The following is a 17,839-nucleotide window of genomic DNA, read 5'->3' on the forward strand; positions in this document are numbered from 1 at the left end:
CTGTGAGCGTCACTCATTCTGCGCCTTTGGCGCGAACGCATTCTCTTCGCGCCTTCGCGCCTTCGCGAGCGCCTCAATATCTCAAGGCTTCAGCATGACCGACACCGTAGAAATACAGGACCAGGACGCCCGCGATGCGGCCGCGCGCGCCGCCGAGTATGAATTCGGCTGGCATTCGGACATCGACACCGAATTCGCGCCCAAGGGTCTCGACGAAGACACCGTCCGCTTCATCTCCGCCAAGAAGAAAGAGCCCGAATGGATGCTCGACTGGCGGCTGAAGGCTTTCCGCCTGTGGCAGGACATGGAAGAGCCCGACTGGGCGAAACTGGGCTATCCCGAGATCGATTATCAGGACGCCTATTATTACGCCGAGCCCAAGGCCAAACCGAAGCTGGAATCGCTCGACGAGCTCGATCCCGACATCAAGGCGGTCTACGACAAATTGGGCATCCCGATCGCGGAGCAGGAAGTGCTCGCGGGCGTGGAAGGCGCGCGCAAGGTCGCGGTGGACGCCGTGTTCGACAGCGTCAGCGTCGCCACCACCTTCCGCGAGGAATTGAAGAAGGCGGGCGTCATCTTCCTCTCGATCAGCGAGGCGATTCGCGAATATCCCGAGCTGGTGAAAAAATGGCTCGGCAAGGTCGTGCCGCAGCGCGACAATTACTTCGCCACGCTCAACAGCGCGGTCTTTTCGGACGGCACCTTCGTCTACATCCCCGAAGGCGTGCGCTGCCCGATGGAGCTGTCGACCTATTTCCGCATCAATGCGGAAAATACCGGCCAGTTCGAACGCACGCTGATCGTGGCGGAGAAGGGTAGCTATGTCAGCTATTTGGAAGGCTGCACCGCGCCGATGCGCGACGAGAACCAGCTGCACGCCGCCGTCGTCGAACTGGTCGCGATGGACGATGCCGAGATCAAGTATTCGACCGTCCAGAACTGGTATCCCGGCAACAGCGAAGGCGTGGGCGGGATCTACAATTTCGTCACCAAGCGGGGCCTGTGCCAAGGCGCGCGGTCCAAGATCAGCTGGACCCAGGTCGAAACCGGCTCCGCCGTCACCTGGAAATATCCCAGCTGCGTGCTCAATGGCGAGGACAGCGTGGGCGAATTCTACTCGGTCGCGGTGACGAACAATCACCAGCAGGCCGATACCGGCACCAAGATGATCCATAACGGGCGCGGTTCGCGTTCGACCATCATCTCCAAGGGGATTTCGGCGGGCAAGTCGAACAACACCTATCGCGGCCTGGTGCGCGTGGCCGCCAATGCCGACAATGTCCGCAACCGCACCGAATGCGATTCGCTGCTGCTCGGCGAGAAATGCGGCGCGCACACCGTGCCCTATATCGAGGTCAAGAACCCCAGCGCCCAGATCGAGCACGAGGCGACCACCTCGAAAATCTCGGACGACCAGCTGTTCTACGCCCAGCAACGCGGCTTGGGTGAGGAAGAGGCGATCGCGCTGATCGTCAACGGCTTCGCGAAAGAGGTGATGAAGCAGCTGCCGATGGAATTCGCGGTCGAAGCGCAGAAGCTGCTGGCGATCTCGCTCGAGGGGAGTGTGGGGTGAGCGCTCTCGTCGATAAAGGGGCCGATCCGAAAACCCCTCCCCTTCAGGGGAGGGGCAAGGGGTGGGGGCTGTCATCCGAACAGCTCGCAACGCTGAAGGATCGTGCGCGCGAAATGCGCAGCAACCCGACCGAGCCGGAAAAGCGCTTGTGGCGTAATCTTTCCAACAGCCAGTTGAATGGTTTCAAGTTCCGGCGTCAGGAGGTCATCGGCCATGCCATCGTGGATTTCTATTGTCCGGCGGCAAAGCTCGTCGTCGAGGTCGATGGCGATACGCATGACGATCCCGAAAAGGATGCGCGCCGGGACGAGTATCTGGCTGAGATGGGCTTGGCCGTCCTTCACCTTTCCAATGACGACGTCATGAATAACTCGGATGGCGTTCTGCAAACGATGCTTGCCGCTCTCGACGTTGGTGACAGCCCCCACCCCAACCCCTCCCCTGAAGGGGAGGGGCTTGCGCAGCGTAAAACCCTCCAGCTCCGCGATCCGTCGGAAACCGACGACACCGCCCCCGCGCTCAAAAAGAAGGGCCGTGGGTGGAAGATTTCGGACAAGCGGCTCGACGTTCTGCACGAACAGGCGCGCGAGTTGCGGCGCCATTCCTCCGAAGCGCACAAGGCGCTCGCCGAGAAGTTCGCCAAGGCGGATATGGGCCGCTACACCTTCAAGCGGTTCGCCGTGGTCGGCAGCGCGATCGTGGACTTCAACTGCCACAATCTCGGCATGGCGATCATGGTGGACGAGGAGGGCGCGGACGAAGCGCTGGCAAAACGCCGTGACAAGAGCCTCGAGGCGGTCGGCATCCGCGTGATGCGAATCGCCGCCTCCGACATTCTGACGGACATCGAAAGCGTGCTCCAGCGCATCACGCTAGGCATGCGCAGCCGCATCGCCGACAAGAAAGAGGCCGCGCGCGCCCATGCCGCGGCCAATCCCAACCAGCATTATTCGCGGCCCAACAAGCGCCAGGAGCGCCCCGAGGGTCGGCGGTGATGCGCTTCCCCTCACCATCCTCCCGTCATTGCGAGCGGAGCGAAGCAATCCAGAGCGGTGCGCGATCCGCCCCTGGATTGCCGCGTTGCCCGCGGCTCCTCGCAATGACGAAAATTGTAGAGAAACTCTGATGCTCGAAATCAAAGACCTCCACGCCGAAATCCCTGATGTGAACGGGGGCAAGCAAATCCTCAACGGCCTCTCGCTCACCGTGAATGCGGGCGAGGTTCATGCCATCATGGGCCCCAACGGCGCGGGCAAATCGACGCTCGCCTATGTGCTGGGCGGTCGGCCCGGTTACGAAGTGACCGGCGGCAGCGTGAAATTCGCGGGCGAGGACCTGCTCGAAATGGACCCGCACGAGCGCGCGGCGGCTGGCCTTTTCCTCGGCTTCCAGTATCCGGTCGAGATCCCCGGCGTCTCCAACGTCCAGTTCCTGCGCGAGGCGTTGAACGCCCAGCGTCAGGCGCGCGAGGAAGAGCCGCTGACCGGCGGCGAATTCCTGAAACACGCCAAGGAACAGGCGGCGCTGCTCAAGCTCGATATGGACATGCTCAAGCGGCAGGTGAATGTCGGCTTTTCGGGCGGCGAGAAGAAGCGCGCCGAAATGGTGCAGATGGGCATCCTCGACCCGAAGCTGGCCGTGCTCGACGAGACCGATAGCGGGCTCGACATCGATGCGCTGAAGACGGTCGGCAACGGCATCAACGCGATCATGCGCAAGCCCGACAAGGGCGTGCTGCTGATCACGCATTACCAGCGCCTGCTCGATTACGTGAAGCCGGATTTCGTCCACATCCTGTCGCAGGGGCGGATCGTGAAGACGGGCGAGGCGGACCTTGCGCAGCGGCTCGAGGCCGAAGGCTATGACGCGGTGATGGCGGAGGTGGCGTGAGCGAAGCGATCATTCTCCCGACACGGAAAGACGAAGCCTGGCGCTATTCGGACACGGATGCGCTGGAGGGCATGGACCTCCGCACGCTCGACCAGTGGCGCGATATCGAGGTCGCGGAGGGCGAGACCTTTCGTGACACCATCGTGATCGCCGATGAGGGCGATGCGGTCAGCGATGCAACCGAACTGCACCGCCTGCGCATAGATGTGCGCCGTAACGCCACCTGCGAGATCTTCGGCGTGATCGCCTCGGGCCGGTTGGGCCGGGTCGAGATGGTCGTGATGATCGAGGAAGGCGGGCATTTCGAATTCGGCGGCGTGACGGTGGGCGGGCGCGACACGACGCGCGAATTCGTCACGCGGATCGCGCACGATCACCCCAACGCCACCAGCAATCAGGTGGTGCGCGGCGTCCATTGGGGGCAGGGCACGGGCAATTTTCTCGGCCGGATCGACGTCGCGCGCGATGCGCAGAAGACCGATGCCAAACAGGACTTCAAGGGCCTGCTGCTGGAAAAGGGGGCGAGCGTGAACTCGGTCCCCCAGCTCGAAATCTATGCCGACGACGTCAAATGCGCCCACGGCGCCACGGTCGGTCAGCTGGACGAACAGGCGCGCTATTACATGGCGGCGCGCGGCCTGCCGCCGGAAACCGCGCGCAAGCTGCTGGTCCGCGCCTTCCTGGGCGATGCCTTCGTGGCTCTGGACGACGAGGCTGAGAGCGAGCGCCTGATGGATGTCGCGCTGGGCAAGCTGGACCGGCATCTGTGAGCGAAGCGGGTGTCCTTTCACGCAAGGCGGATTTTCCCGGCCTCCTGACGGCGGACGGCAGGCCGTGGCATTATCTCGACACGGCGGCATCCGCGCAGAAGCCGCAAAAGGTGATCGACGCGATGACGCGCGCTTTGGGGGAGGATTACGCGACGGTGCATCGCGGCGTCTATGGCCGCAGCGCGCAGATGACGCTCGGCTACGAAGCGGCACGGCGGCGCGTCGCGGAGTTCATCGGGGCGGAGGGCGAGGACGAGATCGTCTTCGTGCGCGGGGCGACCGAGGGGATCAACCTCGTCGCCCAGAGCTGGGGTGCGGCGAATCTGGGCGAGGGGGACCGGATCGTCCTCTCCATGCTGGAGCATCATTCCAACATCGTCCCCTGGCAGATGATCGCCGAGCGAACGGGCGCCGAAATCGACGTCTGCCCGCTGACCGAGGACGGGCGGATCGATCTCGGCGCGCTCGAGGCGATACTGACGCCGCGCACCCGGATGGTCGCGCTGGCGCATGTCTCGAATGTGCTCGGATCGGTCCTCGACGCGCGCGCCGCCGCCGATCTGGCGCATTCCGTGGGCGCGAAACTGCTGCTCGACGGATGCCAGAGCACACCGCGCATGGCGCTCGACATGAAAGCGCTGGCTTGCGATTTCTACGTCTTCTCCGGCCACAAGCTCTACGGGCCGACCGGGATCGGCGTGTTGTGGGGCCGCAAGGCACTGCTCGAAGAGATGCCGCCCTGGCAGGGCGGGGGCGCGATGATCGACAAGGTGGCGTTCGACGGGACCACCTATGCCCCGCCGCCGCAGCGCTTTGAAGCGGGCACGCCGATGATCACCGAAGCGATCGCGCTGCACGCCGCGATCGACTATGTCGCGGAGCAGGGGCCGGACCGGCTGTTCGCGCACGAAGCCGCGCTCGCCCGCACCTTGCGCGAGGAATTGCGCAGCCTCAATTCGGTCACGCTGTTCGGGCCGGAGGAAAGCGCGGGGATCGTCTCTTTCGCGCTTCAGGGGGTTCACCCGCACGATCTCGGCACCATATTGGACGAAGAAGACGTCGCGATCCGGGCCGGGCATCATTGCGCGCAGCCCCTGATGGAGCATCTGGGAGTCCCCGCCACCGCGCGGGCCAGTTTCGGCCTCTATTCCGACGAGAGCGACATCGCCGCGCTGCTGCGCGGGATCGAGCGCACACTCAAGATTTTCGGCTAGGATTTTCGTATGAGCACCACGGAAAAGGATCAGGACTTTATCGCGGCGCCCTCGCCGACCGAGCAAGTCGTTTCGTCGGCGAAGCCCCCGCGTGCGCGCGTGTCCGATGCGGTCGATCCCGACGCGGAAGCCCCGCGCGAGAAGATGGAACGCAAGCGCGACTATCTCGAAGGGTTCCTCAAGAAACAGCCCGAAAGCGTTGGCGCGGGCGAACCCGGCGGCGAGCTTTACGAGAAGGTCATCGCGGCGCTGAAGGAGATCTACGACCCGGAAATCCCGGTCAACATTTACGATCTCGGCCTGATCTACGGGGTCGAGGTAGGCCCGGACAGCGATGTCGTCGTCACCATGACGCTGACGACCCCGCATTGCCCGGTCGCCGAGAGTATGCCGGGCGAGGTCGAACTGCGCGCCGCCAGCGTGCCCGGCGTGCGCGATGCCGAGGTGAACCTCGTCTGGGACCCGCCGTGGAGCCCGGAAAAGATGACCGACGAAGCGCGCCTCGAACTGGGAATGCTATGACCGAGACGAAAACCCGCGAACGCCCCGCTGCGGTGAACCTCACCGCCTCTGCCGAACAGCGCGTGGCCGATCTGATGGCGCGCGCGCCCGACGGTGCGATCGGCGTCAAGCTGTCGACCCCGCGCCGGGGCTGTTCCGGCCTCGCCTATTCGGTCGATTACGTGACCGAGGAAGCGAAATTCGACGAGAAGATCGAAACCCCCGGCGGCATTTTCTACATCGACGGGGCGAGCCTGCTCTATCTGGTCGGCAGCACGATGGACTGGCGCGAGGACGATTTCACCGCCGGTTTCGTGTTCGAAAACCCCAACGCCAAGGGCGCCTGCGGATGCGGCGAAAGCTTCATGGTGTGAAGCAGGCCTAGAGCCTCAGCGCCGCCACGCAGCGCGCCCGGTCCACATCCAGCCCATCGCTCGCCCGCCGCGCATCGACATAGGTGGCGGTCGGCTCTGCCCCTTGCGTCAGCGGATAGAGATAGACGTCGAGCACGCACGCCTCACCGGTGAATTGCAGTTTCAGCGCATCGCCCTCGCGCACTTGCAGGCGGGGCGTCCCGAAGACCGCGGCCAGCGCGGCGGCATTGCTGCCGATCACGCCCTCGAGGCCGGGCATATTCATCACTCTCGGGGGGATGAAGGCACCGGGTCGGACGCTCGGCGCGGGAGTCGGGACGGTCATCGGCGGCGGATTGGTTGGACGGGGCCGCTGCGCCTCTCCACCGGTTGCGGGCGTCCCCGCAGGCGGGGCGGTGACGCAGCCCGACAGGATGAGGGCCAGAGCGGCGACGGATGCCGACAGGCGAGCGAATTCAAACCGGCGCATGGCGCGGCCTCCCATGGAACAGATGCGTGGCGCTCGCCGCGCCGATCACCGGGGCGAGCAGGTTGACGAAGGGGATCGCGAGCAGCGCCGCGACCACGCCGCCGAGGCAAAAGCGCGTGAGGCCGCCCACCGATGATGCCCCAGCGGTTCGGGATGAGGCATGGCGCAGCGCGACCATCTCGGTCAGCTCACGGCCCAGCAGCAGCGCGTTGACGAACCAGAACAGCAATGCGGTGCCGATCCCGGTGACCAGCAGGACCAGTGCGAAGGGCAGGGCGACGAGATTGAACGCGATGGCCCGCACCGCGCCGCGCGCGCCATTGGCGATATCCTCGCGCAAGGGCAGCGTGCGTGCGCTGATCGCGGCCTGCGGATAATGACGCGCCTCCACCGCCTGCACGATCTCGTCGGCGAAGAGCTGGATCACGGCGAGCGCGACCACGCGGAACAGGAACCACGCGGCGAGCAGGCCAAGGACGAGTGCGACCACCCCCGCGATCCCGTCGCTGTAATCGGCGGGCAGGGTGGCGACGATCCACTCCTCGATCGCCGCATCGAGCGCCCACCACAGAGCCGCGCCGAGCGCCGCGAAGATCGCCAGCGTCAGCGCCGCCGACTTCGCCAGCACGCGCAGGATCGCGCGGTCGCCGAGCTGGGCGATCGACAGGGCAAGGGCCCGGGGCAGGCTCGTCATTGCAGGCTCGTCATCAGCGGCGCGGAGTGGAAGAGGGCAGACCCCAAGTCAATCGCGCCCTTGGCCTCGATCCGCCGAACGGCTAACCGCGCGCGACGTAATGCCGTTTTCACTGGAGTTTTCATGACCGACACCGCCGCCCCGACCAAATACGACGTCATCGCCATCGGCAACGCCATCGTCGACGTGATGGCCCCGTGCGAGGATGCGCTGATCGGCGAGCTCGGTCTGAACAAGGGCGGGATGACGCTGGTCGACACCGAGCGGGCCGATGAGCTTTATCAGGCGATGGGCCCGGCGAAGGAAATCTCCGGCGGATCGGCGGCGAACACGCTGGCGGGCATGGCGGCTCTGGGTGCGAAATGCGCCTTCGTGGGCCAGGTGGCGGACGATCAGCTGGGCGAGGTCTTCACCCACGACATCCGCGCCATCGGCGTCGCTTACGAGACTCCCGCTCGCCCGGCCGAGGGTGGCGAGGACAGCCTCCCCACCGCACGCTGCCTCATCTTCGTGACGCCCGATGGCGAGCGGACGATGAACACGTTTCTCGGCGCGACGCAGTTCCTGCCCGCCGAAGCGCTCGACGACGATCTGATCGCGAGCGCGGGCATCCTCTATCTCGAAGGCTATCTCTGGGACCCGGAAGAGCCGCGCCGCGCCATGCGCCGCGCGATCGAGGTGGCGCGTAAGTCGGGGCGCAAGGTCGCCTTCACTGCCAGCGAAAGCTTCGTGATCGATCGCCATGGCGACGATTTCCGCGCGCTGATCGACGAGGGCCAGATCGACATCCTGTTCGTCAACGAAACCGAACTGGCGACGCTGACGGGCGAGAGCGATTTCGACGCGGGCCTCGCCAGATTGAGCGGCAAGATCCCAACCGTCGTCGCCACGCGCAGCGCCAGGGGTGCGGTCGCGGTGCAGGGGGAAACCCGCGCCGAAGTCCCCGCCGAGCCGGTCGACAAGGTCGTCGACACCACCGGCGCGGGCGACCTGTTCGCGGCGGGTTTCCTGACCGGCCATGCGCGCGGCGAATCGCTGGAGACCTGCCTCACCATGGGCGCGGTCTGCGCGGCGGAAATCATCTCGCATTACGGCGCCCGCAGCGAAGCCGACCTCAAGGCACTGGTTGAGAAGCGGCTGGGATGACGCCTCACCCCCGTTCGCGCCGGACCTCGCGCTGGCCGATGTCGCGGCGGCAGAAACCGTCGGGGAAATCCACCGCATCGACCGCGTGATAGGCGGCGGCCTGGGCCTCGCCGGCGCTCGCCCCGCGCGCGGTAACGTTGAGGACGCGCCCGCCAGTCGCAGTCAGGCTCTCGCCGTCATGGGCCGTGCCCGCGTGGAACACCTTGGCCCCGTGCGCTTCGGAATGGCCGAGATCGATCGTGCCGCCCTTTTTGGGCGTGCCGGGATACCCTTCCGCCGCCATCACCACCGTCAGCGCGAAATCGTCGCTGAAGCGCGGCGGTTCGATCTCGCCCAGCCTTCCCTCGGCGCAGGCGAGCATGATCTCGCCGAGATCGCTCTCCAGCCGCATCATCAGCACCTGGCATTCGGGATCGCCGAAGCGGACATTGTATTCGATCAATTGCGGCCCGCTCTCGGTCAGCATCAGCCCGGCATAGAGCACGCCCGAAAACGGCGTTCCGGCCTCGCGCATCGCGGTAACAGTCGGCTCGATGATCGTGCGCATGGCCTGGGCCTGCAATTCGGCGCTCAGCACCGGGGCGGGGGAATAGGCGCCCATCCCGCCAGTGTTGGGCCCGGTATCGCCTTCGCCCACGCGCTTGTGGTCCTGCGCAGTGCCGAAGGGGACGATATGGGTCCCGTCGGTCAGGGCGAAGAAGCTCGCTTCCTCGCCGGTCAGGAACTGTTCGATCACGACTTCCGCGCCCGCAGCCCCGAACCTGCCGTCGAACATGTCGGACAGGGCGTGCTGCGCCTCCTCGCGCGTTTCCGCGATCACCACGCCCTTGCCCGCGGCCAGCCCGTCGGCCTTGAGGACGAAGGGCGGATCGAAGCGTTTGAGCGCGCCCCAGGCGGCCTCGAGCGATGTCGCGCGGATGTAACGCGCGGTGGGGATATCGGCCCGCTCGCACAAATCCTTGGTGAAGCCCTTGCTGCCTTCGAGCTGCGCGGCGGCTTTGGACGGTCCGAATACCGGCACGCCGGAATCGCGCAACGCGTCGGCCAGCCCTTCGACCAGCGGAACTTCCGGCCCGACGACCACGAGGCCGATCGTGTTCTCGGCGCAGAAGCGCGCCACCGCATCATGATCGCCCATGTCGAGGGCGACGAGCTGGGCATGATCCGCTATCCCCGGATTGCCCGGCGCGGCGAACAGCGTGTCGCCTTCGCCAGCCACCAGCCGGGATTGCGCCAGCTTCCACGCCAGCGCATGTTCGCGCCCGCCCGAGCCCAGCAACAGGATATTCATGGCCGATTACCTCTCAGACGACGAAACTGACGCCGGGCTGGTAGCGCGGGAGAATGACGGCGACAACGCCCAGGCCTATTCGATCAGCGAGATATCGAACCTCTTAAAGCGCACGGTGGAGGATCGCTTCGGCTTCGTGCGGCTGCGCGGCGAATTGTCGGGGGTGAAGCGGGCGGCCTCGGGCCATCTCTATTGCGCGCTCAAGGACGAGAAGGCGGTGATCGACGGCGTCATGTGGCGCGGCAACACGCAGCGCCTGCCCTTCAAGCCCGAGGACGGGCTGGAGGTCGTCGCGAGCGGTAAGCTGACGACCTATCCCGGACGCTCCAAATACCAGATCGTGATCGAGCGGATGGAGCTGGCGGGCGAGGGCGCGCTGCTGGCGCTGCTGGAAAGGACCCGCGCGCGTCTGGCGGCGGAGGGCCTGTTCGACGAGGGACGCAAGCGCGTGCTCCCATTCCTGCCGCGCACGATCGGCGTGGTGACCTCGCCCACCGGCGCGGTGATTCGCGACATTCTGCACCGGCTGGCAGACAGGTTTCCCAGCCGCGTGATCGTGTGGCCGGTGCTCGTGCAGGGGCAGGGCGCTGCCGAGCAGGTTGCAGGCGCGGTGCGGGGCTTTTCCGAGATGGATAGGGACCATCCCGACCGGCCCGATCTGGTGATCGTGGCGCGCGGGGGCGGCTCGATCGAGGATCTGTGGAGCTTCAACGAGGAGATCGTGGTCCGCGCCATCGCTGGATCGACGATCCCCACGATCAGCGCGGTCGGGCACGAGACCGATACCACGCTGGCCGACTTCGCCGCCGACGTCCGCGCGCCGACGCCGACCGCCGCGGCGGAGCGGGCGGTGCCGGTCAGGGCCGACCTCGCCGTCATGCTCGCCGATCTCGGCCATCGCCAGCGCCAATGCGCCGCCCGTCCGGTCGCTTTGGGGCGCGAGAGGCTGGAGGCGCGGGTCCAGCGGATGCCGAAGCTGGAAGCCCTGCTCCAGCCCAAGGCGCAGAGGCTGGACGAAGCGGGCGAGCGGTTGAAACGGGGGCTGCTCGATCGTGCGGCTTCGGGACGGCAGAAGCTCGGCGAATTGCGGCTGACGCCTGCCGTGCTGCATCGCAATCTGCGCGATGCCGGGCGCGATCTTGCCACGTTGCGCTTGGCCCCGGTGCTCGTCGAGCGCCGCATCGCCGATTCGCGCGAAAGGCTGGCGGGTACGGTGCGCGTGATGCGCTCGCTCGATCCCGATGCGGTGCTGGCGCGCGGCTATGTCAGGGTGACGGGGGCGGATGGCCGGACGCTGACCGACCGGGCGGCGGCGGGCAAGGAAGCGGCACTGACGCTCAAGTTCCGCGATGGCGATCTGGCAGCGGTCCCGGCAGGAGCGCCGGCCGCCCCGCCCGTCAAACGCCCTAAAAGGCAAAGCGCCGCTTCGCCGGGTCAGGAAGATTTGTTCGGATGAGCGCGGCTTGCTAGGGAGCGACCCATGTTGATGTCCTCCCGAGATCGAAGCGACGGCGAAGCCCGCTTGCAATATGGCCCCAACGGCTTTCGCGTGCTGCGCGCGGGCACTCATGTGTTCTGCGCGGTCAGCGGCCAGGCGGTCCCCTTGGAAGAGCTACGCTATTGGAGCGTCCACCACCAGGAAGCCTATGCCGGCGCGGAAATGGCCGCAAAGCGGATGGCCCAAGGGACGGCTCAGCGGGCCGATTCGTGATTTCGGGTTTGAGGGCGCTATTCGGCCTGTCGCTGTTCGCGCTGGCCGGATGCGTCGCCTCCGACAGCGCGCCGCCGGTTACAGGGCCGGTGACCGAGACGGTCCAGCCGGTTCGTGTTCAGCCCACACCTACGCCGACTCCCGTTCCGACGCCCGCACCCACCCCGGCCCGCGCGCCCGTATTCACTTTCGACGGTGAATTGACCCAGGGTGGCTGGATTCGCGGCACTGCCCCCGGTGGCGCGGTTTCGGCGAAACTGGACGATCAGGACCTGATCCTCGACGAGGAAGGCCGTTTCTTCGCCGCCTTCGATCGCGATTCGAGGCCGCAGGCGCGCCTCACCGCAGTTCTGGCCGATGGGCGCGTGATCGCCAGTCCCGTCGCCGTGTCTCCGCGTGACTGGAATATCGAGCGCGTGAACGTCGCGCGCACGCCGGGCGGCGCGTCGGCGGCTTTCATGGCGCGGCGCAATCCCGAATTGGAAGCCATCTATCTCTCGCGCCAGAAACGCACCGGCGCCCAAGGATGGCGCCAGGATTTCGTCTGGCCGGTGCGGGGGCGGATCTCGGGCCGGTTCGGATCGCAGCGCATCTATCGTGGCGAGCCGGGCAGCTACCATTCCGGTCTCGACATCGCGCAGCCGACCGGCACGCCCTTCGTCGCACCCGCCGATGGCGTGGTGGTGCTGGCGGTCGAGGATTACTCGCTCGAAGGCCAATTGCTCATCATCGACCACGGTCAGGGTCTCAACAGCGCATTCCTGCATTGTTCGCGCATTCTGGTGCGCGAGGGCGAGAAGGTGCGCCAGGGCCAGCATATCGGCGATGTCGGCGCGTCCGGGCGCGCCACTGGACCGCATCTCCATTGGGGGCTGACCTGGCACGGCGCGCGGCTCGATCCGCTGCTCTTCGTCGACCGCTAGGGACACTGTTTGCGCCCGCTGCGCGCCTTCCTCGCCGTGGCCGTGGCGCTCGGTCTGGCACCGGGGACGGTGTGGCGCAGCGAGGTGCGCCCGATCGATCCGGGTGCCGCCATCGTCTTCACGCCCGTCGACATCGCACCGGATGCACGGCGTCAGGGCCCGCTGCTGCTGACCGGAGCATGGGCGATGGCAAGCAGGAGCCGCAGCCTCGGCGGCTATTCGGCCTTGATCGCGCGCGGGGACAATTCCCTGCTGGCAGCCAGCGATGCAGGCGGGTTGCTGGCGATCGATCGTCCGGGCACGCGGGCGATGGAGGCCCGCTTCCTCGCTATTACCGGCACTGCCGAGCGGGACAAGCGCGACGCGGACGCGGAGGCCTTGACCCACGATCCTGCGAGCGGGCGGATCTGGGCGGCCTATGAAGGCAGCAATGCGATCGAGGCCCTCACGCCCGATCTGGCGCCGATCCGCCGTGTCCAGCCCGCCGCCATGGCGAAATGGCGCTCGAACTCCGGCCCTGAATCCTTCGCGCGGCTGGCGGACGGGCGCTTCGTTGCGATCGCCGAGGTCGTGCGCCGGGGCGAGACCTATAATCGCGGCGTCGTGTTCCCCGGCGATCCCACCACAGGCGCGAAGGGCGCGAAATTCCGCTTCGCCGCGCCCGAGGGCTTTCGTCCCGTAGACATGACGCAAGTGCCGTCGGGCGAGGTGCTGGTCCTGCTCCGCCGGGTCGAATGGGGCCTTCCCCCGCGCTTCGTCAGCGCGATCGTGCGGCTCGATCCGGCCAGCCTTGAACCGGGCACCGTCTGGCGGCCAGAAGAGGTGCTTTCTCTGCCGCGTGGTATGCCGAACGACAATTTCGAAGGGATCGCGGCGGCCGAACTGGCGGACGGCACAGCCATCCTCTGGCTGGTTTCGGACGACAATTTCTCCGCCTTCCAGCGTTCGCTGCTGGTTCGGCTGTTGTATTCCCCAGCGGCGCAGACACGCGAAAAGGCGCCCGGAAGCCCCGAGCGCCCTTCACGCAGTCGGTAAAAGACAAAAAGCGAACGGCGCCTCAGGCGGCCGCGGCGGTCGCCTTCTTGAGCTCGCGCTTCACCTTGAGCGCGCGATCCGACAGCTTGGTGTCGCTGGTCTTCATCAGCCAGTTGTCGAGCCCGCCATTGTGCTCGACCGAGCGCAGGCCGTGGGTCGAGACGCGGAACTTGAAGCTGCGATCCAGCTTCTCGCTCATCAGCGTGACGTTCTGAAGGTTCGGCAGGAAGACCTTCTTGGTCTTGTTGTTGGCGTGGCTCACATTGTGGCCGACCTGGCGGCCCTTGCCCGTCAGTTCGCAGATGCGCGACATGATCAAATCTCTCGTTCGAATGGATGCGTGCGGAAACTGCCCCGCAGGCGATCAAGTAACACCGGTATCCCGGAAAGCGGCGCGCATAGCCAGCGACAGGCGAATCGTCAAGCGTTTGCCGGACAGGTCCGGGCGGGCTAGGGCGGAGCCGCGATGCGTGGATGGCCGACCCCCGAACCGATGGCAAGGGCCCTCACGCTCGCGCGCGAGGCGGCTGGGGCTGGCGAGGTGCCGGTCGGCGCGGTGGTGGTCCATCGCGGACAGGTGATCGGCGAAGGCCGCAATGCGCCGCGGGGGCATCACGATCCCACCGCCCACGCCGAGATCGTGGCGATCAGAGCGGCGGCGCGCGCGCTCGGCAACGAACGGCTTACGGATTGCGAATTGTGGGTCACGCTCGAGCCCTGCGCCATGTGCGCGGGCGCCATCGCCCATGCCCGCATCGCGAAGCTCTATTACGGGGCGAGCGACCCCAAGGGCGGGGCGGTCGAACATGGGGCGCGGGTGTTCGACCAGCCGCAATGTCTGCACCGGCCGGAAATCTATTCCGGCATGGGAGAACGCGAGGCGGGCGAGCTGTTGCGGGGGTTCTTCAAGCGGTTGCGTTGATTTTTTGCGCTCACAGGGGCGCGGAGGCACAGAGACGAAGATGGCTGCGGCTTTGCCGCCTTCGATCATCAGTCTTCGCAAGCGCTCGATCGCTAATCTCGCGGGAGCCCACCCGTGCCCCTGCGCCTCTGTGAGCGCCTACAACCCCCGCCAAATCTTCACCGCTGCTTCGTCCTCAGGCCCGAACCGCCCCCTGTCGCAGCGCGCGGGCATGAACCGGCGGTCGTAACAGAGCCGCAATTCCTCCAGCCAGCCGCGCGCGTTCAGCTTGATGCCCACCGCGCCGGACGGCCAGCCGCGATTGGCGGCGGCGAACCAGTCGCGCACATCGCCCGCCGTCAGGTCGGGCTTGCGCGAGAGGCGGTCGAAATCGGGCCAGCGAAGCCCGTCATAGAGGATCGCGCTGACCCGGTAATAGGTGCGCGGGCTTCGGGTCATGCAGGCGCCATGCTTGGCCCATTGGCGGGCGACGAGGCGCGCGGACGGGCTGCGGCAGAGCTGGGTGGCGATCTCTGGCCCGGTCGGTCGCACCTCGGTCCCGCACCATTGCGGCCAGCCGCGCGCGCCGTTGGGCCACAGACCGTGGAGGACGAAGCCGAAACGCCCGCTGCGCCCCGAACATTGCCGCGCCTGACCCGAATCGCCATCCCGCGTGCGGCAGCATTCGGGCGACCAGCTCACGGCCAGCGTATAGCCGGTGACGGGCATCTGCCGTTCCGGTCCGTCGCGCGCGATGGTGGGCACGCTCGCCGTCCGGGGCAGCGAACACTGATAGGCCTGTGCCGATACCGGCGCGGCAAGCGCGAGCGAGGCTGTTGCAAACCCCAGAGCCAGGGCGAGGGCCCCGCGCCGCCGGATGCTATTCGTCAGCCGCCCCATCATCGCCGCGCTTCTGCGCCAGCCAGGTGGTCGCTTCGGGCTGGAACAGGAAATAGACCGCCGCGACCACCATAATCGAACTGATCGCCCCGAAGGCGAGGTTCAGCGCCGTCGCCTGCCCGCTCGCGATCGAAGTGCCGAACGACAGCAGGCCCCAGGCGACGAACAGCATCAGGATCCATTTGACGAAGCCGATCCGCAGGACCGAAATCAGGAACCACAGCACCACGTTGATCGCCACGCCGACCAGCATACTGCCGATGAGGAATCCGCTCGCCGCGCCTTCCATCCCGCTGGCGGTCAGCTCCGCACTGACACTCTCGGCAAGAGTGCCGTAATTGAGCGCGAAGCCCAGCACGCCCACGGCGATGGAGCCGAGATAAAGCCAGTCGAAATTCCTGATCTCTGCCGGTTTCATAATGGCCTTCTCCCCCTGTCAGGCCGTAGCCATGGCGCGGTTTCACAGGGGCGTAAAGTCGAGACCGATATCGGCGGCGGGCGCGCTCTGGGTCAGGCGACCGACGGAGACGTAATCGACCCCCGTCGCCGCCTTGGCGCGGATCGTGTCGAGCGCGATGCCGCCGCTCGCCTCGGTGGGCACGCGGCCCGCCACCAGCGACACGGCCTCGCGCAGAGTGGGCGGCTCCATATTGTCGAGCAGCAGCCGGGTCGCACCGGCTTCCAGCGCGGGTTCGATCTGGTCGATGCGGTCGACCTCGCAGATGATCTCCGCGACTCCGGCGTCGACCGCGCGGCGCACCGCCTCGCCCACCGATCCGGCGACGAGGACGTGGTTGTCCTTGATCATCGCGGCATCCCACAGCCCCATGCGGTGGTTCGACCCGCCGCCCATCCGCACGGCATATTTCTCGAGATGGCGCAGGCCCGGAATGGTCTTGCGAGTGTCGAGCAGGGTGCAGGCGGGATTGTCCATGGCGGCGATGTATTCAGCGACCATGGTGGCGATGCCGGAAAGGTGTTGGACGGTGTTGAGCGCGCTGCGCTCCGCCGTCAGCATGGCGCGGGCATTGCCGGTCAGGCGCATGAGATCGGTGCCGGGTGCGATCGCGGCGCCCTCCTCGACCAGGATCGCGATCTCCATATCGGGGTCGAGCGCGCGGAAGAAGGCGGCGGCCACTGGCAGGCCCGCCACCCGGATCGCATCGCGGCTGTCCATGACCCCGGAAAAGCGCGCATCGCCGGGAATCACGCTTTCGCTGGTGACGTCACGACCGCCTCCGGGAAGGTCATCGCCCAGATCCTCGCCAAGCGTTTCGCGCACGAAACGGTCGAGGTCGAAGCCGGGGAGAGTCCAGGCGGTGTCGGTCATACATCGTCTCCTTCGGGGAGCGGATCGGGATGGTGGGCCACGCCGCGCTGCTCGCTCATGATCGCCCATCCGGTCAGGAACAGTCCGGCGAGCAGCGGGCCGACGACGATGCCGCTGAGGCCCAGCGTGGCGATGCCGCCCAAGGTCGTCACCAGCACGACCCAGTCGGGAATGCCCGTATCGCGGCCCACCAGGATCGGGCGCAGGATGTTGTCGGCCATTCCGATCACGCCGACGCCCGAACCGATCACGACCGCCGTCTGCCAGTATTCGCCGATCGCCGCGAGGTAGATCGCGACCGGGATCCATACGATCGCCGGGCCGAGCGCGGGCAGCAGCGAGAAGATCGCCATCAGCACGCCGAACAGCGCGGCGGCGGGCATTCCGACGATGGCGAAGGTGATCGCGCCGAGAGCGCCCTGGACCAGCCCGACGACGACCGACCCCTTGATGGTGGCGCGCACCACGATCGCGAAGCGGTCTGCCAGCTCATGCGCCATTTGGGGTTCGAGCGGGAGCGCGTCGCGGATCGCGGGGCCGATGCGCTGCCCGTCGCGCAGGAGGAAGTAGAGGACGTAAAGGCCCACGCCGAGCGAGAGCACGAAGGAAAACGCGCTGCCGCCGATGGACAAGGCCGAGCGGCCCGCGATCATCAACGCTTCTTCGGTGAATTGCGACACCCGCTGTTGCAGCACGCCGAAATCGCCATACCCGGCCCTATCGATCATGCGCTGCCAGCTTAGCGGAAGCGCATTATGCACCCGGTCGAAGGCGGCGGCGGGATCGATCTGCTGGGTCTGCAAGGCGAGATAGAGCCGGGTCGCCTGATCGACGATGATGTTTCCGATCCAGATCGCGGGTACGATCACGAGGACGGTCACGGCGAGCAGGGTCAGGATGGCGGCCCGGTTGCTGCCCCCCAGATGCCGCTGGAACAGGGCGAACAGGGGCTGGAAGATGATCGCGGCGAGCGCGGCCCACAGGATCGCCGAGGCGAACGGCCATGCGACCCAGATCAGCCCGACCGTGACAAGCGCCAGGAACAGGACGAACCCGCCCCGTTCGATGCGGCGCGCCCGCATTTTCCGGTCACCTTCAATCGTCATGTCCGCCC

General features: G+C 66.6%; 21 protein-coding genes. 13 read left to right on the top strand and 8 right to left on the bottom strand.

The features are described from left to right. Positions 1–94 precede the first annotated feature (94 nt). From sufB to GRI47_RS12485, 7 genes are all read left to right on the top strand, one after another. Positions 95–1,576: a Fe-S cluster assembly protein SufB gene (gene sufB, locus GRI47_RS12455; protein ID WP_160661694.1), complete on the top strand. Its 1,482-nt coding sequence runs from the start codon at positions 95–97 to the stop codon at positions 1,574–1,576. After that, on the top strand, positions 1,573–2,571 hold the full coding sequence (locus GRI47_RS12460; RefSeq protein ID WP_337190695.1) for a DUF559 domain-containing protein: 999 nt from the start codon (positions 1,573–1,575) through the stop codon (positions 2,569–2,571). Before sufB ends, GRI47_RS12460 begins: the two co-directional genes overlap by 4 nt. Positions 2,572–2,701: 130 nt before the next feature. Further along, positions 2,702–3,466 (top strand): Fe-S cluster assembly ATPase SufC, encoded by a 765-nt coding sequence (sufC, locus tag GRI47_RS12465; protein ID WP_160661695.1) that lies wholly within the window; start codon positions 2,702–2,704, stop codon positions 3,464–3,466. After that, a complete protein-coding gene (locus GRI47_RS12470; RefSeq protein ID WP_160661696.1) occupies positions 3,463–4,236 on the top strand; it encodes a SufD family Fe-S cluster assembly protein in 774 nt (257 codons plus the stop codon). Before sufC ends, GRI47_RS12470 begins: the two co-directional genes overlap by 4 nt. Next, positions 4,233–5,450, top strand: coding sequence for a SufS family cysteine desulfurase (locus GRI47_RS12475; RefSeq protein WP_160661697.1), 1,218 nt, complete (start codon positions 4,233–4,235; stop codon positions 5,448–5,450). The genes GRI47_RS12470 and GRI47_RS12475 overlap by 4 nt, the downstream gene beginning before the upstream one ends. A 9-nt stretch (positions 5,451–5,459) precedes the next feature. Then, a complete protein-coding gene (locus GRI47_RS12480) occupies positions 5,460–5,972 on the top strand; it encodes an SUF system Fe-S cluster assembly protein (protein WP_160661698.1) in 513 nt (170 codons plus the stop codon). After that, on the top strand, positions 5,969–6,325 hold the full coding sequence (locus GRI47_RS12485; RefSeq protein ID WP_160661699.1) for a HesB/IscA family protein: 357 nt from the start codon (positions 5,969–5,971) through the stop codon (positions 6,323–6,325). The genes GRI47_RS12480 and GRI47_RS12485 overlap by 4 nt, the downstream gene beginning before the upstream one ends. A gap of 7 nt (positions 6,326–6,332) precedes the next feature. Here GRI47_RS12485 and GRI47_RS12490 read toward each other — a convergent pair whose 3' ends face one another. Then, entirely contained in the window at positions 6,333–6,794 is a 462-nt protein-coding gene (locus GRI47_RS12490; protein WP_202387514.1) for a hypothetical protein, read from the bottom strand. Then, the gene (locus tag GRI47_RS12495; RefSeq protein WP_202387516.1) at positions 6,781–7,488 is read right to left on the bottom strand and encodes an EI24 domain-containing protein; all 708 of its coding nucleotides are present in this window, start codon (positions 7,486–7,488) and stop codon (positions 6,781–6,783) included. The genes GRI47_RS12490 and GRI47_RS12495 overlap by 14 nt, the downstream gene beginning before the upstream one ends. Before the next feature lie 123 nt (positions 7,489–7,611). Between GRI47_RS12495 and GRI47_RS12500 the strand changes: the two genes are divergently transcribed. After that, on the top strand, positions 7,612–8,634 hold the full coding sequence (locus GRI47_RS12500; RefSeq protein WP_160661700.1) for an adenosine kinase: 1,023 nt from the start codon (positions 7,612–7,614) through the stop codon (positions 8,632–8,634). Between the two features lie 4 nt (positions 8,635–8,638). Here GRI47_RS12500 and purD read toward each other — a convergent pair whose 3' ends face one another. Further along, positions 8,639–9,925 (bottom strand): phosphoribosylamine--glycine ligase, encoded by a 1,287-nt coding sequence (gene purD / locus GRI47_RS12505; protein ID WP_160661701.1) that lies wholly within the window; start codon positions 9,923–9,925, stop codon positions 8,639–8,641. Here purD and xseA point away from each other — a divergent pair. From xseA to GRI47_RS12525, 4 genes are read left to right on the top strand one after another with little or no spacing between them, the layout of a single operon-like run. Then, the gene (gene xseA / locus GRI47_RS12510) at positions 9,924–11,381 is read left to right on the top strand and encodes an exodeoxyribonuclease VII large subunit (protein WP_160661702.1); all 1,458 of its coding nucleotides are present in this window, start codon (positions 9,924–9,926) and stop codon (positions 11,379–11,381) included. The genes purD and xseA overlap by 2 nt on opposite strands. Positions 11,382–11,405: 24 nt before the next feature. Next, positions 11,406–11,636, top strand: a complete 231-nt coding sequence (locus GRI47_RS12515) for a DUF2093 domain-containing protein (protein WP_160661703.1) — start codon at positions 11,406–11,408, stop codon at positions 11,634–11,636. Further along, positions 11,633–12,559 carry a peptidoglycan DD-metalloendopeptidase family protein gene (locus tag GRI47_RS12520; protein WP_160661704.1) on the top strand — a complete coding sequence of 309 codons (927 nt, stop codon included), beginning with the start codon at positions 11,633–11,635 and terminating at the stop codon, positions 12,557–12,559. Before GRI47_RS12515 ends, GRI47_RS12520 begins: the two co-directional genes overlap by 4 nt. 9 nt (positions 12,560–12,568) lie before the next feature. Beyond that, positions 12,569–13,594, top strand: a complete 1,026-nt coding sequence (locus GRI47_RS12525; protein ID WP_160661705.1) for an esterase-like activity of phytase family protein — start codon at positions 12,569–12,571, stop codon at positions 13,592–13,594. A gap of 22 nt (positions 13,595–13,616) precedes the next feature. Here GRI47_RS12525 and rpmB read toward each other — a convergent pair whose 3' ends face one another. Then, positions 13,617–13,907: a 50S ribosomal protein L28 gene (gene rpmB, locus GRI47_RS12530; protein ID WP_067682990.1), complete on the bottom strand. Its 291-nt coding sequence runs from the start codon at positions 13,905–13,907 to the stop codon at positions 13,617–13,619. Between the two features lie 153 nt (positions 13,908–14,060). On the opposite strand from rpmB, the gene tadA reads away from it, so the two are divergent. Beyond that, complete coding sequence (gene tadA / locus GRI47_RS12535; RefSeq protein ID WP_160661706.1) at positions 14,061–14,516, top strand: tRNA adenosine(34) deaminase TadA; 456 nt, start codon at positions 14,061–14,063, stop codon at positions 14,514–14,516. A gap of 138 nt (positions 14,517–14,654) precedes the next feature. On the opposite strand, the gene GRI47_RS12540 is transcribed toward tadA, so the two are convergent. From GRI47_RS12540 to GRI47_RS12555, 4 genes are read right to left on the bottom strand one after another with little or no spacing between them, the layout of a single operon-like run. Continuing rightward, a complete protein-coding gene (locus GRI47_RS12540; protein ID WP_237452790.1) occupies positions 14,655–15,398 on the bottom strand; it encodes a ribonuclease T2 family protein in 744 nt (247 codons plus the stop codon). After that, the gene (locus tag GRI47_RS12545) at positions 15,376–15,813 is read right to left on the bottom strand and encodes a hypothetical protein (protein ID WP_160661707.1); all 438 of its coding nucleotides are present in this window, start codon (positions 15,811–15,813) and stop codon (positions 15,376–15,378) included. Before GRI47_RS12545 ends, GRI47_RS12540 begins: the two co-directional genes overlap by 23 nt. Positions 15,814–15,855: 42 nt before the next feature. Beyond that, positions 15,856–16,725, bottom strand: coding sequence for a carboxylating nicotinate-nucleotide diphosphorylase (gene nadC, locus GRI47_RS12550; protein ID WP_160661708.1), 870 nt, complete (start codon positions 16,723–16,725; stop codon positions 15,856–15,858). Further along, entirely contained in the window at positions 16,722–17,831 is a 1,110-nt protein-coding gene (locus GRI47_RS12555; RefSeq protein WP_237452791.1) for an AI-2E family transporter, read from the bottom strand. The genes nadC and GRI47_RS12555 overlap by 4 nt, the downstream gene beginning before the upstream one ends. Positions 17,832–17,839: the final 8 nt, after the last annotated feature.

This window comes from Qipengyuania pelagi (genome assembly GCF_009827295.1).
GTDB lineage: Bacteria > Pseudomonadota > Alphaproteobacteria > Sphingomonadales > Sphingomonadaceae > Qipengyuania > Qipengyuania pelagi.

Bases quoted from the DNA above. Each gene is read 5' to 3' on its own strand.
- sufC (WP_160661695.1), top strand. From the start codon at position 2,702: ATGCTCGAAATCAAAGACCTCCACGCCGAAATCCCTGATGTGAACGGG.
- xseA (WP_160661702.1), top strand. From the start codon at position 9,924: ATGGCCGATTACCTCTCAGACGACGAAACTGACGCCGGGCTGGTAGCG.
- GRI47_RS12495 (WP_202387516.1), bottom strand. From the start codon at position 7,488: ATGACGAGCCTGCCCCGGGCCCTTGCCCTGTCGATCGCCCAGCTCGGC.
- tadA (WP_160661706.1), top strand. From the start codon at position 14,061: ATGCGTGGATGGCCGACCCCCGAACCGATGGCAAGGGCCCTCACGCTC.
- GRI47_RS12540 (WP_237452790.1), bottom strand. From the start codon at position 15,398: ATGATGGGGCGGCTGACGAATAGCATCCGGCGGCGCGGGGCCCTCGCC.
- GRI47_RS12545 (WP_160661707.1), bottom strand. From the start codon at position 15,813: ATGAAACCGGCAGAGATCAGGAATTTCGACTGGCTTTATCTCGGCTCC.
- GRI47_RS12515 (WP_160661703.1), top strand. From the start codon at position 11,406: ATGTTGATGTCCTCCCGAGATCGAAGCGACGGCGAAGCCCGCTTGCAA.
- nadC (WP_160661708.1), bottom strand. From the start codon at position 16,725: ATGACCGACACCGCCTGGACTCTCCCCGGCTTCGACCTCGACCGTTTC.
- GRI47_RS12555 (WP_237452791.1), bottom strand. From the start codon at position 17,831: ATGACGATTGAAGGTGACCGGAAAATGCGGGCGCGCCGCATCGAACGG.
- GRI47_RS12490 (WP_202387514.1), bottom strand. From the start codon at position 6,794: ATGCGCCGGTTTGAATTCGCTCGCCTGTCGGCATCCGTCGCCGCTCTG.
- purD (WP_160661701.1), bottom strand. From the start codon at position 9,925: ATGAATATCCTGTTGCTGGGCTCGGGCGGGCGCGAACATGCGCTGGCG.
- GRI47_RS12480 (WP_160661698.1), top strand. From the start codon at position 5,460: ATGAGCACCACGGAAAAGGATCAGGACTTTATCGCGGCGCCCTCGCCG.
- rpmB (WP_067682990.1), bottom strand. From the start codon at position 13,907: ATGTCGCGCATCTGCGAACTGACGGGCAAGGGCCGCCAGGTCGGCCAC.
- GRI47_RS12500 (WP_160661700.1), top strand. From the start codon at position 7,612: ATGACCGACACCGCCGCCCCGACCAAATACGACGTCATCGCCATCGGC.
- sufB (WP_160661694.1), top strand. From the start codon at position 95: ATGACCGACACCGTAGAAATACAGGACCAGGACGCCCGCGATGCGGCC.
- GRI47_RS12485 (WP_160661699.1), top strand. From the start codon at position 5,969: ATGACCGAGACGAAAACCCGCGAACGCCCCGCTGCGGTGAACCTCACC.